We start from the raw sequence: 16,391 nt of genomic DNA on the forward strand, positions 1-16,391 counted from the left end.
AATGAATTTCATCAATAAAATTAATAAATATCTTTTAGAAAATTATCCATTAATTTGGAACACACGTTTGGTTTGGATGCTTGTTGCAAATTTTTTTATCCATTTATTGTTCTTTATTATTGGTTATTTTTCAGCAAATTCTATAGAAGATCTAAAAGAGTTTAGTAGTTTAGAAAGTTTCTTTTTTGAAACTTCAGCAGTTTACTATAACTTTTTAATCTCTATTTTTATCTTATTAATTTGGATTATTTACTATTTAAGAAACAACGCATTCAAGAATTTATACGCTTTAAAAAAGGGAATGCTATTCAAACAATTTAGCCTTATTTTTATAATATTTTTTATTAGTTGTACACAATATTTCTCTTTTAAAAAAGGGTTAAAAACTAAAATAAAATCTTTGTATAGCTGGGAGGAGGTAAATAATGATATTAAAGCTTTTAATAATATTAGTTTATTTTTTATTCAAAATCAATCAGAATACGAAATAGATAAAAAAGCGTACCCAAATCCATTTCCACTAGAACTTGCTAACGATTTTAATAAATCAATAGATAATATAGATGAAACAAAACCATATATAGAATTTAATAATTCTAAATTTCAATTTTATAAGATTAATGAAGCACTTTGGCAAGAAGATTTTAAACAAAATGAATATTTAAATTCTTATTCTAAAAGCGATTTTAAATATAGATTGGTAGAAGATATTAGCGAGTTTAAGATTTTTTTAAACCCTTCTCTATACAATTATTCTGCTGTAAAATTTACAATTGCTCAAGATTCTGCAGACTATAAAAAACAGTTAGTTTATTTTAAAAATAGGTTAGATAGTCAAGATGATTTTAAAATAAAAGAAGACTTAAAAAAAGGAATTTCTTTAGCTAATAAATATGAATTGAGTCATAACTTGACTGTAGATAATTGGTTTCAACTTATAAATAATCGACCTAATTATCTATTAAAAGAGCTAATAAATACTTCTAACCCAATAAATGAAGGATATAATGAATTTGAAAATATTAATAACACCAGTAGGTTTTCTGATGAAATTCCATACTCAAAAACATTGTATTTAAGTTTTGGTAATTTAGATAGCTTTTTTTCAAATATTTATTTTTCTTATCATCCAAAATTTAATAATATTATATTTAATTTTTTACTCTCTTTAGCGCTGTTTTTTAGTGTGTTACTTTTTATATTTAAAACAACGGACATAAAAACTATTTTATTAAGTATTGTTGCGAGTTTGGTTGTTTTGGTAGTTATTGTTTGGTTAATGTCCAGCTCCAAGAGTTTTTTAGGAGGTGAAAATATTAGAAATTATAGAGAATTTTTAATAATGATGTTTATTTCCTTTATCATAATTATTTTAAGTATAATTTCTTATGTAAGATATTGGAGAAAATTATTTGTTCAGATAATTTGGACCTTGGGGATTTTTGCATTCCCCTTATTTTTCCTTTTTTCTGGATTTACGTACAGTAAATATTTAGATTTAAGTTACAAAAAAATATTTCCAAAAGATTACGATTATGTAAGTGGTTTCGAGAAATGGTTTAATACGTATGGCTTCTGGACAGTAATTTTAATTTGGCTTTTAACAGTATTTGTATATTCTATTTATATTAGAAAATTAAAAGCGAGACCAGAGTAAATTAAGGTAAATTAAATAAAATGGCAGTAGAATCTTTAAGTTATAAATACAATTCGGCTTCAACAATTAAAAACAAAGACGGTAATGATAATTTGTTACTTTCTAAATTTAATGAAGTTGAAAAAGGAAATTCGCCATGTTTTTATTGGGGGAAATTAAATAATCCTTATGAACTTTCCAGATGTTTAATTATACTTTCTAACGTAGTCCAATCGAGTTTTAACTTGTCTCCATTTCAAATGGCACTATTAAAAGACCCAATTGTTACTGCTGGTAATAATCAAATTCGGTTCGAAGGTTTTTCTCATTGTGCTGGTGTTTATGCAAGAGTAGATATTTTAGAAAACGGACAAGATGGTGAGTTTATAGAAAATGGAACAACAAATGTAGATTTTAATACACCACTAATTTCTGAACTTGGAAAAATTAAAAAAAATGATGATTTAGTTTTATCTGTTGGTCAAAAAGAAGTAGGTTTTCATAAAGAAGGAGAAAGTTTTATAGAACGTAAAGTGCCTTTGCCAAGTAAATGGATAAAAGGTTTAACAACAGTTCAACATTATTTTTCTGAATCAGATTTTGGATTGACAATTAACAAAATTCAAGCAATTCAATTATTTAAAACAATTCCTTCAGGAAAAGTTAAAACCGATTATTTTTTAATTAAAAGAGGGAATAAATATTTATTTTCTCCTTTAAAATCTAAAGCTGCAGTTTGTATTGGAGGTATTCATAGGCTTAAATTATTGCAACCTTTAATCCCATTAATTAAGGAGTTAAAGGTTTATCCACATAAAGATATGCAGTCTGTAACCTTTATTTTGTGTTTTGATGAATTGAATTTTGTGTTTTCTGTTTCAAGAGACTTTTGGCGTGGATTTTCAGGTGAAGGAGCAGCATTAGAGTCATTAATTGAAGATTTACCAGAGTCGCTAATTCAGGCTTTTGATAATTATTCATTCACAAATCAAGAATTTAATACAGCCTTAATGGCTTTTGAAGAAGGTATAAATATTTCTAAAATAGATAATTTGGCAACCAAATTATCTGCAATGGGTTTATTAGGTTACGACCTTTCTAAAAATGGATTTTTCTACAGGAGATTACCTTTTAAATTAGATAGAATTTTATCTTTAAATCCAAGATTAAAAGGAGCAGAAAAATTATTATTAGAGAATAAAGTAGAAATTACAAGCAAAATAGATAATGAAATTGAAGCAAAAGTAGAAGGTTCTGGAATTTTGCATTACGTTATTTTAAAAGGAGAAACTCAAAAATGTACTTGCACTTGGTTTAGTAAAAACCAAGGAGAAAGAGGTGCTTGTAAACATATTTTAGCCGTTAAGAAAAAGCTTAAAAATGATTGATTTATTAACAAAAGAATTGGAAGAAATTGTTTTAAAAGAGAAGAAAAGAGAAATAATTCCTTTTTTACAAAAATTATCTTTTAAAGAAAGAAAAGTTCTTGTGCCTTTTATTAAAAAATTTAAAGAAAAAATTTTTGAAACGTATTCTGTTGAAAAAAAATCTAAATGGGGTTTGTCTTATACTTCAAAAAACAGACATACAGATACAAAAAGAGATTTAATTACAAAAGTATGTTTTGTTTGTTACAACAAAACAGATTTTAAGAAATCTTTTTGGGATGCTGTGAAAATTGCCACAAGTGACGAATATTTGGAAGAAATTATACCTTGGTATGTTCCAAATTGGTACAATGCATTAATAAACGAAGAATCTTCTTGGTCTTTAGATTATAGTAAAATGATGTTATTATACAAAGAAGACTTAATAACACCATCTAATACTTTAGTCGTTACTAAATTGCCCAATGCAATCGTAAAAAATGAAACTATCAATGGAAAATATACTAACATATATGTTCCAGAAGTTTTAGAAAAATATCCAGAGACTTTAGAAGATCATATTTGGATGCTTTTCGAAGAAGAATCTACAATAAATAATTATTACAATTATCTTCATTTAATAAACTATAAAAAAGGAAATGATGCTTGGATAGATACTCTAATAAATCTTTCTGATGATAATAAACTAGATAGAAAACGACTTTTAAAAACAATAATTTACACAGCAACAAAGGGATTTAATCAAAATTTGTCTGGTTGGTTTTACGATTTATTAATAAAACTAAATCCTACAAATAAAGAAGTTTTAGAATTTCAAGAAGAACTATTTTCTGCATTAAATTCGCCACATTCTAAAGTTGTAAACACGGTTTTAAAATTCTTTAAAAAAGTAGTTGTTTTAAAAGAGTTTAAACAGAAAACATATATTGATAATTGTAGTGTTTTATTATCATCTGAAACAAAGTCTGTAGTAAATTCTGCATTGATGATTTTAGATAAAATTGCTAAAAACAATACAAAATTATCCAAGGAAACCTGTCTAAAAGCAACAGAAGCACTATTAAACGCAGATGATAAAATTCAGTTAAGAGCCTCTAAAATTATTCAGAAATTTGGAAATATAAAAAATGATCAATTAAAAGGGGAAATTAATTTACATGCAAAATCTTTATTCTTCTCATCCAAAGAAATTTTAAAAGATTTTATAATAGAAGAAAGTGAAGAGGATTTTATAGAAGAAGAACCAATTATTACAAATTTATTATCCGAAGAAAATAAGGTAGAAGTCTATGAAACTTTCGATGAGTTGTTGTTTTTTGTAAGTCAGATCTTAGATAATAACGAACCCTATCATATTGATTTATTTTTGAATAATGCTCCAAAATTAAATTTACTTTTAAACTCGGAAAATGTTTCAAAATTAGAGTCAATTTTTAAAAGAGCTTTAGATTTAACCTTCAGTTTTAGTGATTGGAATAGTCAAATAGGTCAATTAGAATATGAGGTGGCTTTCTATTTGAATGATTTTTCGGAAATTTTAATGAAAAAATTTCCAAAAGAATTACAGAACTTTAAAAAGTATAAAGCAAATAAAATTCAGAAATTAAAAAAAGAGAATTTCTTTAAAAGTTTTAAAGGAAATTTAAAAGAAATCGAGCATCAAGGTGTGCATAGTAATGTGTATCAAATTCATCATTCTTTATTAATTTCTTCAAAAAAAATGATAATAGGAGATTTTAATTTAGACTTTTTATCAACTCCAACTCATTTACCCTGTTGGATTTCCCCATCAACTTTAATTGATAGAATTGTAGCATACGAAAACTCTTCTGTAAAAATAAACGCGAATGATTTGCAAATAGCATTAACAAGAATTCCCAATCAAGAAATTAAAGAAAGTATTTCTAATAAAATTGAAGAAATTAAGAATATAGAAATTAAAGAGATTCTAAAATATTCTTTAAATATGCTCTCTCTAAAAGGAGCTACTATTTTAAGAGAAGATATTTGGTTGCAATCAGTAATTTGTAAAAAAGATAAAAAAGATATTGTTTATTTTGAAGAGATAACAGGTTATAATTTAGAAAAAGAATTGGCGTCTTATAATTGGAGTTGTAATTATCGAGACTTTACTTATAAAGAATACGATTATCAGAAAAACAAACATTTTAATAAAACAATTCAAAAGAAAGAAATACGATTTTTTAAAATAAAGTTGGAAAACACAAAATCATTTTTAGAAAAATTTAAAAAAATCTTTACACCTAAAAAAAGTAAAAGAATTATTACTATCTATAATTATTTAAAATTTAAAAGCGCACCTTATGAAACCACTGTAACTCCAAATGACGATATAAAGTTTCTGTTTTTATTGCCAAACAATCCAGAAGTTTTTCTACATGAAATTGTTAGAAATAACCTAAAAGAATCTACATTTAGTAGTGAAACAAGTAAGAAAAATATGATAAATATCTTAAAAGGATTACATGATATTTGGGTAAGAAAAGATTATCAAGAAAGTGTGTATTTATTTTTAGGAACCAGTTTTTTATGTAGTGATAAAGTTTCGAGAGAATTGGCAGGTGAAATTTGGATAAAAGCAGTTTCTGAAGATAATTTTCAAAACAATTTATTTGGTGAAGTTCTGGGTAAATTGCAATTTAATGAGTATGCCCCTTTTAAAAGATTTACAGATTTATTAACTTTAAATTTATACAACATATCCAGAAAACATAATGAAAGCTTATTAGTTTTATTAGATTATATGATTAAAAACATGAATGACAAACCTTTAAGAAATTCTAAAAAATTACTTGATATTTTACTGGAACTAAAAAAAGATTTTAATAGTTATAAACTTCAAGAAACAACCAAACAGAAGTTGTTAGCTTGGAGTGAAACTAAATCATTAAGCGCAACAACTAAAAAGATAATTTTAGCTACTTAAACAAAACATCTAAAGTTAAAGCATCTAAGTAGCCATCTGCATAAAGGTTGTTTTTTTCTTCAAAACCTTTAATAGCAGCTCTAGTTGCTATTTTATAGATTCCATCTACCTCAATATCAAAACCATTTTTCACTAATTTTTTCTGAACTTCAAAAATCAAAGCACTCGTTTGTCCGTAAGATAATTTTTGAGTATCATCAAACATACTTATAATTTTTTTGGTTTCTTGAGAATGTCTATAAGCCTTTAAATCAGTTCCAGTTTCTTCTAAAAACTTTATTTCTTTGTTAGAAAGCCCATTTTCTTTTAAAACACAGGCGTTTTTTAAAATAGACTCATAATATTTTACGTTTGCCAATTTATCAGCATATTTTTTTACAGCATTTTTAGTTTCAATATCATCATCTTCGGGAGTTCTTACATCAATATTATTCGCAGTCCATTGTAACATTACAAAACTGTTTAATTCTTGAATAGCTTTATTATAGTTTAATACAGTTTCTTGATTATGGTAATTCACATCAATTTTTGCATCCGTTTTATAATCAATATTTGGCGAGTTATATCTTTTGTATTTACTATACTGCCCATATCCAATAATTCCTGCTATAATAACTAGCAATAAAATAATGAGTTGTTTCATAATAATTTGGTTCGTAAAAAGTGTGTATCACAAATGTAATTAATTCTTTTAACAAAAAAAGAGAATTAAAAGCTTCGTTTTTTCTTTTAAAAATGTATTCTTTTTGTTTTTTGATGATTAGTAGACCTATTTTTAACGAAGAGTATACTTAATTCGTCTAAATTTCACCTGAATAAAATAATTTTTACACTACTTTTGATAAAAACTCTAATTTCTTTAAAATGAAAAAAAATATACCTCTAATATTTTTTTTATTCTTGATGATTTCTTGTCAAGAATCATCAAAAAAACAACTTATTTTTTTAAATAAAAATGCTTACGAATTTCCTGTTTGGGAAGAAATGCTTGCTCAGGAAAAAATAAAATTTGCAGATGTAGTAGCAGCATTTAAAGCTTATAAATCTAATAATAATTTAGATCACGAAACAATTGAGCATTTCGAAAAATTAGAAAAAAGAGTAAAATCTACTTTAAGTTCGGATGGAATTTTAACTTCAGAAATTTTTAAATACAAAGCATTAGAAAAGTTTAGAAAAGCAAAAAGAGCTTCAGAAAAAAGTAGGACTATAACCAATTATCAAACTGCATTAACATCAATATCTAAACAAATAGCAAACAAAGATAATTTAGGAGAATGGAAAAATGTAGGCCCCTTTGGAAACCCAGAAGTAAAATGGTCTGCAACTGGTAATGGTGCTATAGATTATATAGAAATGCATCCAACAAATCCAGCGATTATGTATGCTTGTTCTAGAAATGGTGGACTTTGGAAAACTGTAAATTATGGAAAAAATTGGACACCAGAAACCGATTATTTTGCAACAAATAATACTTCGTGTATAGAAATAAGTGAACATAATACGTCCGTTCTTTATCTTGGAGCTGCAGAAGATGGTATTATTTGGTATTCTTCTGATGCAGGTAATTCTTGGGAGAATAGAAGCACAGGTTTGGCTGGAAATATTTACGAAATTAAATCAGATCCAACAGATGCTAGCAGAGTTTTAGCAGCTACAACAGAAGGTTTATACCTATCTACAAATTCTGGTACAAGTTGGACTAGGAAAATTGCTGGTAGTTATACAGATATTGATGTAACTGACAATTGGGATTTAATAGTTGTAGCAAAAGATAATCAAGATATTGCTCCCAAACTACAATTTTCTACAGATAAAGGAGACAATTTTATAGAAAAAGATATTATTACCTCTCCAGCCACAGTAGATAAATTCTATTTAGCTATTCACAGAACAAGTGCAGGAGTAAAGAAAATATTTGCTTACGGTATAAAAGATAGCAATACTCCCACAAGATTTATAGGTTTGTGGAAATCAGATTTTACACCAAATCCTTCAGATGGAAGTTCTTATTTTAGTTTTACAGAAGTAAAACATTCAACTTACTCGTATCCAAATGGAGCTGTGCCTCTAACTTACGAAAATAATGCGAATGGTTACAAAGCAGAAACATCAGATTATTATGGTAGTGTAAATCCATATTCGCATGCAACTTGGATTAGCGATTTTTATGTCAGTCCAAACGATCCTGATAAAATGCTTACGTTAAGAGAAAAATTTTGGGGTTCTGAAGATGGAGGTATTATTTGGAGTTATAAGCCCAGTTATGGAAGCAGCAATTGGGCAGACAATAGATTTATTACAACTAATAGAGCAAAAGACTCTATATTTTGGTGTAATGATGGAGGTATGTGGGCTATTAAAGAAACAGATTTATTTCCTACAGAAGCTCAAGTTACTGCTTCTGGTTTAAGTAAATACAACTTTATGGCATCTAAAGTTGTACCCAAAAATGGAGATATATGTGTTAGTGAAGGAAGCCAAATGGATGTTAGCCTTTCTAATAAAGGTGTTTTTATTACAGGAGGTCAAGACATTGGACAAATTTTTACAAGAAATGGTAGAGATACACATGTAGCCTCTGCAGACGTTTACAGAGGAAGAATAAAACCTACAGAAGACTCTAAATTTATTACAGGAAACCTTAATGTTAATTTAGATGGTGGCACAGATTTATTTTCTGTTTACAACAATATTAATCCAGATTACTTTAATACCAACAGGTTATATGGGTTTACATCTAAAAATAAAACAACAGATACAGAAGATGTTAGGTTGGTTAGATCTCCTGAAGGAGTAGATGCTTGGTTATTAAATAATTATAAAGGAGAAAATTTGGCAAATGCAGGAGGTCATAATTGGGAACCCGTTCATAAAAACTGGCAAACCATCTCATTTGCATCAGTAGGAGTAACCCAAATTAGACCTGGTACTTTCGAGCAATCTAGAGCCAATAAAGATTTAGCATTTTTTGGTGATGCAAATGGAGGTAAACTATTTTTTACAGAAAATTTATCAAACAATACACCTAATTGGCTACAATTATCTAACGCTCCTTCTGCTGGTCATTACAGAATTGCTACCCATCAATTTAATGAAAATTTAATTGTAGTTGCTACAAACTTTGGTGTTTTTATATCTAAAGATAAAGGAATTTCTTGGAGTAAAAGAGGTAATATACCAACAAGTAACCCATTAGTTGTATTAGTAGATAGGAATACATCAGAAGGAATATACGTAATGGCTGAACTTACAGTATATTATATTGACGAAACTTTAGACGAATGGCAAGAATTTAATAGAGGTTTACCACTACAAAATCTTTCAGATATGAGGATAGCTTATTTTCCTGATGGAGATGATAGATTATACGTTTCTAAATATGGTAGAGGTGTTTGGGCTTCTAGTTTAAAATCTGTTTTAAATAAAACCAGTAAAAAACCAATTGCAGATTTTTCTATACATGGCAATAGTAAAAGTAATATAAATACTGGTGATGAAGTGCAGTTGTTAAGCCAATCTTTAAATGCTACAAATTTACAATGGAAAATAGAAAATGGCTCAAATATTATAGATATTGCAGATAAAGAAGCTCCCAAAGTAACTCTTAATACTACAGGTTTTTATAAAGTTTCTTTAACAGCTACAAATGCAAACGGTTCTAATACAAGAATAAAAGAGCATTATATAGAAGTAATACCTAATGCAATTACTGCAAATTGTACACCAAATAATGATGGTAATTTACCTTGGTATAAAGGTTTTAATAATATAAAATTCAATACAGAAAATTACGATGTTTCTTCATCTAACAGTTACATACAGTCTAATAAAACATTTTATCATAAAGTAGGAGAAACAGTTACTTTTTTTACAGATGATAATTATACTCCTGGGTTCAACTTTTATAGTAAGGCATGGATAGATTATAATAATGATGGAGATTTTGATGATGCTAACGAAGAAATTATTTCTACAAATGGCAATGTAGAAACTTTTACAGCTAACTTTATTATACCTAACTCTGCAGTTTTAAATACGCCATTGTTAGTAAGAGTTGCAGGGATAGAATCTTCTAGTGCACCAACTTCTTGCCAAAATACAAGTATAAGACAAACTATAGATTTTAAAATAATTGTAAAACCATCAGTTACTTTTACGTCTTCAGACACCATATTATCAGAAAATAGCGTTGTTTTACATGGCTCTTATAATGGAGCTTACAATGTAATAAATGCAGGGTTTGTCTATTCTTCTTTAGATGGAGAGTTGACTTTAGAAAACTCAGAAGTTGTAAAAATATCTTCTTTGGTTAATAATAACCACAACTATCAACAAACAATAAATAACTTAGATTATAACACTAAGTTTTATTATCGTCCTTACGTTCAAAACCAATATGGAACTTATTATGGAGAGAAAAAATCTTTTGAATTAAGCACCTATAAATTGCCTATGCTTAGTGCAGTATTTGCAAATAATTTAGGCAGTAATAACTGGATTTTAAAAGGAAAGGTTTATCCAGAAAACACCTTGTTTGATGAACTGTATTTTGAGTATGGTGAAGGTAATTTTGATAATAAAGTAGCTGTAGATCCAAGCTCTTATCCTACAGATAAAAGTTTTGATATATCTAAAAACATCAACCTTACTTCTACAAATGTAAATCAATTTAGACTAAGAGCTGTAAAAGCAGGGAAAACCATTATAAGCAATTATATAGATTTTAATGAGCCACAGCAAACATATTGCACACCTACACTTACAGAAAACTTATGGTTTAGAAGAATAAGTAATGTTACTTTTAACGGAATTTCTAACAATTCTTCAGATAGTGGTGCCTATTTAGATAATACAAGTGTAGTTTTTTCTGTCAATGCAAATCAAACCTATCCAATTAGTGTTACAGATTCTTACACTCCAGGTTTTAACCTTAATTATATTATTTTTATAGATTATAATAATGATGGTGATTTTGACGATTTTAATGAAATTGCAGCACAAGGCACTCCAAATAGTGATACTTTTACTGCTAATATTAATATTTCTGATAAAAATGTAAAGTACAATACCAATCTTAGAATGCGTGTAGTTGCTTATAGCAATCAATTTTATAATTGTAATTTAAGTGCAGGACAAGTAGAAGATTATTCTATTAAAATTGTTAAGAATTATTGGACAGGTACTACAAATACAGACTGGGATACAGCTTCTAACTGGAGTTTAAATAGTGTGCCAACAAGTACTACAGATGCAGAAATACCTGCAGGATTAACAAATTACCCAATAGCATCAGGAAACGTAAATGTTAAAAATCTTGTTTTAATAGAAAACTCTAAACTCACAGTAAATGGCAATCTTACTAATACAGGAGTAATAAAAATTAATTCTGGAGCATCTTTAATAGCAAAACAAAATGTTACAGGTAAGGTTTCTTATAGCAGAATGTTAGGTGCAAAAAATAAATGGTATTTGGTTTCATCTCCAGTTAAGAATGTAAGTATTCCAGAGTTGATAAAAAATCACTATTTAGCTACAGGCTCTACAAACAACGTTGGTTTAGCTAGTTATGATGAAAGCGCCTCTAGTTGGAATTATTACAAGGCAAACTCGACAGGAAACTTAACAAACGGAAAAGGATATTCACTAAAATTAAAAGGTCCAGAAAAAATCTCTTTTTTAGGAGATATGGAAACAGAAAATGTGTTAATGCCTATTACTAATTCTGCTGGAGGATATAATTTAATTGGAAACCCTTATCCATCTTACATACCTGCAAATAATACAGCAAGTAATACATTTAATATTTTAAAAATGAACGATGCAGATAATGATTATTTGGCAGAAACTACAATTTGGTTTTGGGATCAATCATTAAATTTAGGAAATGGAGCATACCAAACCCTAAACCATGCAAGTACAAAAAGATACATAGCACCAGGACAAGCATTTTTTGTAAAAGCAAATGGTAACCATCAATTTAAATTTACAGAAGATATGCAGAGTCATCAAACAACAGATGTCTTTAATAAATCTAATAATGAACGATTTGAAATTAAAATGAGTGTAAATGATGGTGTAAGTTCATCATCAACAGATATTTACTTTATAGAGGGTACAACAACAGACTGGGATAATGGTTATGATAGCTCTCTTTTTGAGGGTGCTGCTAATAAGTTAGAAGTGTATACAAAGTTGGTTAAAAGTACTGAAGATAAAAAGCTTAAAATACAATCTTTACCAAATTCTAATTATCAAAATATGATTATTCCTGTAGGAGTTCATAAAGGCACAAATACAGAGGTTACTTTTAAAATAGAAGCATTAAATATTCCTTCTAAATTAAATGTGATTTTAGAGGATAGAGAGAGTAAAACGTATACCAAATTAGAAAAGTTAGAAGATGTTTATACAACTACTTTAGGTGAAAATGAAAGTAAAAATCGATTTTACATTCACGTAAATGTTTTCAAAACTTTAGGTACAGATATTTTTAATTCAAAAGATATTAGCATTTTTGCAAAACAAAATGATTTAAAAATATTTGGTGTTTATTCAAAAAATAATTCACTTAAAATTTACAACACTTTAGGTAAATTAGTTTACCAAAATACATTTACAGGTAATGGAAAAAATACCATTAAACTTTCTAATTTAAGTAGGGGAGTTTACATTGTAAAGCTTTCCAACACTAAAAATAAAAAGTATTCTAAGAAAATAATTTTAGATTAACTACGTATTACTTTTTGTTAGAAGAAGCTCTTACCATAAGTTCTACATCAAGAATTTTTTTGGTAAGAGTTTGTTTTACAACCTCTTTTTTAGAATGCTTTAAAAAAGCATGCGCTGCTTGTTTACCAATTTCTGCACTATGCTGTTCTATACTAGAAATAGTAGGAGTAACCATTGCACTAAAAGGTTCGTTACCAAAACCAACCAAAGCAATTTCGTTTGGAACATCAATTTTTTGTTCATTTAAAACCTGCAAGGCACCTAAAGCAGCATAATCTCCAGCAACATAAACAGCATCAGGTCTATTTTTTAGAGAAAGTAATTGTAGCATTTTTTTTCTACCATCTTCAGTAGTCAAACCACTTTCAAGTAAAAGTTCTTCGTTTAAAGGTAAATGATGTTTTTTTAAAGCATCTATATAACCTCTAATTCTGTTGTTAAAAATTCGAGTTCGTCTAAAACCTCCTATATGTGCAATTCTTTTACATCCTTGATTTAAAAGATGCTCAACAATTATATGGCTACTATTATAATCATCAATTCCAATATAATCTACATTCAAATCATTTTCACCACGATCAAATAAAATCAACGGAATTCCTTTAGATTTTACTTTTTCATAATAAGATAAATCTACAGTTTCATTAGCCATAGAAGCAATAATGCCATCAACCTGCGTAAATAACAATGCATCAATATTATTGCATTCTTTTTCAAAGGATTCATTAGATTGTGTAATTATAATGTTATAGCCTTCTTTATTTAAAACTTCTTCTATATTTTGGATAACTGATGAAAAGAAGTTACTGTTTGTTCTTGGTACAATTACACCAACCAATTTACTTTTACCACTTCTTAGCGCACTTGCTAGATGATTTGGTTGATAATTTAAATTTTTTGCAACCTGTCTAACTGCTTTTTTTGTTTTTTCACTAATTCTAGAGTCATTATGTAACGCTTTAGAAACCGCTGCTGCAGAGATGTTTAGAACATTTGCAATATCTTTTATGGTAGTTTTCTTTTTGATAATATTTTTTTTATATCTTTGCTTAATCGTTAAAGCAAATATAGTTGTATATTTGATACAATCAAAACAATAGTGTAAAACTGTTCTTTTGATTTTATTTTGATTACTTGCTTAAACGTTTAACCAATTAACTAAATAATATTAAATTAAAAATTAGAATGGGTAAAGTAGTAACATTTGGAGAAATCATGTTAAGATTAGCTCCACAAGGATTTTTAAGATTTTCTCAAGCAAATAATTTTGACGCTATTTATGGTGGAGGAGAATCTAACGTAGCAGTTTCATTAGCAAATTACGGAGTAGATGTAGATTTTGTAACACGTTTACCAAAAAATGATATTGGTGAGTGTGCAATGATGGAAATGCGTAAAAGAGGTGTTGGAGTAGATAAAATTGTTTATGGTGGAGATCGTTTAGGAATTTATTTTTTAGAAACTGGAGCAGTATCAAGAGGCTCTAAAGTAGTTTATGATAGAGCGCATTCTGCAATTGCAGAAATCGAATCTGGAATGATAGATTGGGATGCTGTTTTTAATGGTTGTGAATGGTTTCATTGGACAGGTATTACACCTGCAATTTCTCAAGGTGCTGCAGATGTATGTTTAGAAGCAGTTAAAGCAGCAAGTGCAAAAGGAATTACCATTTCTACAGATTTAAATTATAGAGCAAAACTTTGGAAATTTTGTAGCGATGCTCATAGAGAGTCAATAATGACAGAATTAACGTCTTACTGTGATATTGTTTTAGGTAATGAAGAAGATGCAGAAATGCACTTTGGTATCAAACCAGAAGGTATTACAGTACAAACGCAAGGACATGATGTAAAAGCAGAAGCTTTTTTATCTGTTTGTGAGCAAATGATGGAAAAATTTCCAAGAGCTAAAAAAGTAATTACAACTTTAAGAGGTTCTATTTCTGCTTCTCATAATACTTGGGCAGGAGTTTTGTATGATGGTAAAACATTATTCCAAACACGTCAATATCAAATTACAGATATCGTAGATAGAGTAGGTGGAGGAGATTCGTTCATGGGAGGTTTAATCTACGGATTATTAAAATACCCAAAAGACGATCAAAATGCATTAGATTTTGCAGTTGCAGCTTCTTGTTTAAAACACACAATTAAAGGAGATGCAAATTTAGTAACAGTTGCAGAAGTAGAAAAATTAATGGGTGGAGACGCTTCTGGAAGAGTAGCAAGATAAATCCCATCTTTAATTCTTCCCAAAGGGAAGAAAAATTTGAACGAATAAATTAGACTAAAAATATAGTATTAACTAAAAGCAAAAGTCCTTTTCTTTGGAAAGGATTTAGGATAGGATTATGGCACAATTTACAAGAATAGAAGTTGCAGCAGCAATGAAAGAAACTGGGATGATTCCTTTGTTTTTTCATAACGATATAGAGTTAAGTAAAAAAGTTTTAAAAGCTTGTTACGATGGTGGAGCTCGTTTAATGGAGTTTACAGCACGAGGCGATTTTGCTCACGAAGTTTTTGGAGAGCTAACCAAATATGCAATTGCAGAATTACCAGGTATGATAATGGGTGTTGGTTCTGTAACAGATGGAGCTGCTGCATCTTTATATATGGCATTAGGAGCTAATTTTATTGTAACTCCGGTTTTAAGAGAAGATATTGCAATAGCTTGTAACCGTAAAAAAGTTTTATGGTCTCCAGGTTGTGGTACATTAACAGAAATTGCTAGAGCAGAAGAATTAGGATGCGAAATCGTAAAATTATTTCCTGGTGATATTTATGGACCTCAATTTGTAAAAGGGATTAAAGGTCCTCAACCATGGACAAGTATTATGCCAACAGGTGGTGTAGCACCAACAGAAGAAAACCTAAAAGGATGGTTTGATGCTGGTGTAACTTGTGTTGGTATGGGATCTAAGTTAATTTCTAAAGATATTATTGCTAATAGAGATTATACAAAGTTAGAGCAAGACGTAAAAGCGGCTTTAGCTATTGTAAAATCGGTTAGAAAATAGATTTTTTATTATTTGAATTTGAGAAACCTTCAACTTAATTGTTGGAGGTTTCTTAATTTATATGGGTTTTATAGTCTTTAAAACGAAAACAGTTTTCAGTTCCTAGAAATTTAGGATTGCCAAACTCTTCAGACCAAAAACCTTCTAAAATGTCTTTGGTTAAGCATTTGTAAACAACAGTGCCTTTATAAATAGTGTTCTCATCGCCTTGATATTCAAAATTGATGACTAAAATATTATCTTTAAAAAAACCTATTCCAAATTGTGGCTGGCTTTTATTGATTAACCATTTTGCTATAATTTGATTGTTTTTGTTTAAAGATAAGTTTAATTCTCCTTTGTAAGAGTTTTCACTATCATCTTGATTGCTGCCTATTATAGAAAAATTACCAACTAAATCTTGAACTGTCATTATTGATATAAATTAATAAAAAAAGCCAATACAATGTATGTATTGGCTTTGCAAAAATATATAATATTATTTAAAATCCTGTACCTGGAGCTTCAGGACTTTGCGCCTGTGCTTTTTGTGGATTTAAAATCATATAGGTTCCTAAAGCAGTTAATGCTGCATATTTACCGTAATTACCTATCTTTTTTAGAGCGTCTTTACGAGTAATTTCTTGAGATGTTTTATCTGAATTTTTTATTTGTTTTTTCATCTTTATA

General features: G+C 28.4%; 10 protein-coding genes. 6 read left to right on the top strand and 4 right to left on the bottom strand.

Annotated features, from left to right (window positions below; genetic code table 11):
- Position 1 precedes the first annotated feature (1 nt).
- The 3 genes from ACY2RW_RS10625 to ACY2RW_RS10635 are packed head-to-tail and all read left to right on the top strand — an operon-like array spanning position 2 to position 5,971.
- Positions 2-1,657, top strand: a complete 1,656-nt coding sequence (locus ACY2RW_RS10625) for a hypothetical protein (RefSeq protein WP_490122706.1) — start codon at positions 2-4, stop codon at positions 1,655-1,657.
- Positions 1,658-1,677: 20 nt separating this feature from the next.
- The gene (locus ACY2RW_RS10630) at positions 1,678-3,024 is read left to right on the top strand and encodes an SWIM zinc finger family protein (protein WP_490122707.1); all 1,347 of its coding nucleotides are present in this window, start codon (positions 1,678-1,680) and stop codon (positions 3,022-3,024) included.
- Entirely contained in the window at positions 3,017-5,971 is a 2,955-nt protein-coding gene (locus ACY2RW_RS10635) for a DUF6493 family protein (protein ID WP_490122708.1), read from the top strand. Before ACY2RW_RS10630 ends, ACY2RW_RS10635 begins: the two co-directional genes overlap by 8 nt.
- Here the strand turns inward: ACY2RW_RS10635 and ACY2RW_RS10640 are convergent.
- A complete protein-coding gene (locus tag ACY2RW_RS10640) occupies positions 5,964-6,614 on the bottom strand; it encodes a peptidoglycan-binding domain-containing protein (protein ID WP_490122709.1) in 651 nt (216 codons plus the stop codon). The two genes, ACY2RW_RS10635 and ACY2RW_RS10640, sit on opposite strands and share 8 nt — an antisense overlap.
- A 221-nt stretch (positions 6,615-6,835) precedes the next feature.
- On the opposite strand from ACY2RW_RS10640, the gene ACY2RW_RS10645 reads away from it, so the two are divergent.
- The gene (locus ACY2RW_RS10645) at positions 6,836-12,703 is read left to right on the top strand and encodes a DUF8693 domain-containing protein (RefSeq protein WP_490122710.1); all 5,868 of its coding nucleotides are present in this window, start codon (positions 6,836-6,838) and stop codon (positions 12,701-12,703) included.
- A gap of 7 nt (positions 12,704-12,710) precedes the next feature.
- On the opposite strand, the gene ACY2RW_RS10650 is transcribed toward ACY2RW_RS10645, so the two are convergent.
- On the bottom strand, positions 12,711-13,733 hold the full coding sequence (locus ACY2RW_RS10650) for a LacI family DNA-binding transcriptional regulator (RefSeq protein ID WP_490122744.1): 1,023 nt from the start codon (positions 13,731-13,733) through the stop codon (positions 12,711-12,713).
- Positions 13,734-13,888: 155 nt separating this feature from the next.
- On the opposite strand from ACY2RW_RS10650, the gene ACY2RW_RS10655 reads away from it, so the two are divergent.
- On the top strand, positions 13,889-14,935 hold the full coding sequence (locus tag ACY2RW_RS10655) for a PfkB family carbohydrate kinase (protein ID WP_490122711.1): 1,047 nt from the start codon (positions 13,889-13,891) through the stop codon (positions 14,933-14,935).
- 118 nt (positions 14,936-15,053) lie between these two features.
- A complete protein-coding gene (locus tag ACY2RW_RS10660) occupies positions 15,054-15,722 on the top strand; it encodes a bifunctional 4-hydroxy-2-oxoglutarate aldolase/2-dehydro-3-deoxy-phosphogluconate aldolase (protein WP_490122712.1) in 669 nt (222 codons plus the stop codon).
- A gap of 52 nt (positions 15,723-15,774) precedes the next feature.
- Here the strand turns inward: ACY2RW_RS10660 and ACY2RW_RS10665 are convergent, their stop codons facing one another.
- Positions 15,775-16,134 (bottom strand): hypothetical protein, encoded by a 360-nt coding sequence (locus tag ACY2RW_RS10665; protein ID WP_490122713.1) that lies wholly within the window; start codon positions 16,132-16,134, stop codon positions 15,775-15,777.
- Between the two features lie 70 nt (positions 16,135-16,204).
- Entirely contained in the window at positions 16,205-16,384 is a 180-nt protein-coding gene (locus ACY2RW_RS10670; RefSeq protein WP_490122714.1) for a hypothetical protein, read from the bottom strand.
- Positions 16,385-16,391 lie beyond the last annotated feature (7 nt).

Source organism: Polaribacter sp. 2305UL8-11 (assembly GCF_058147165.1).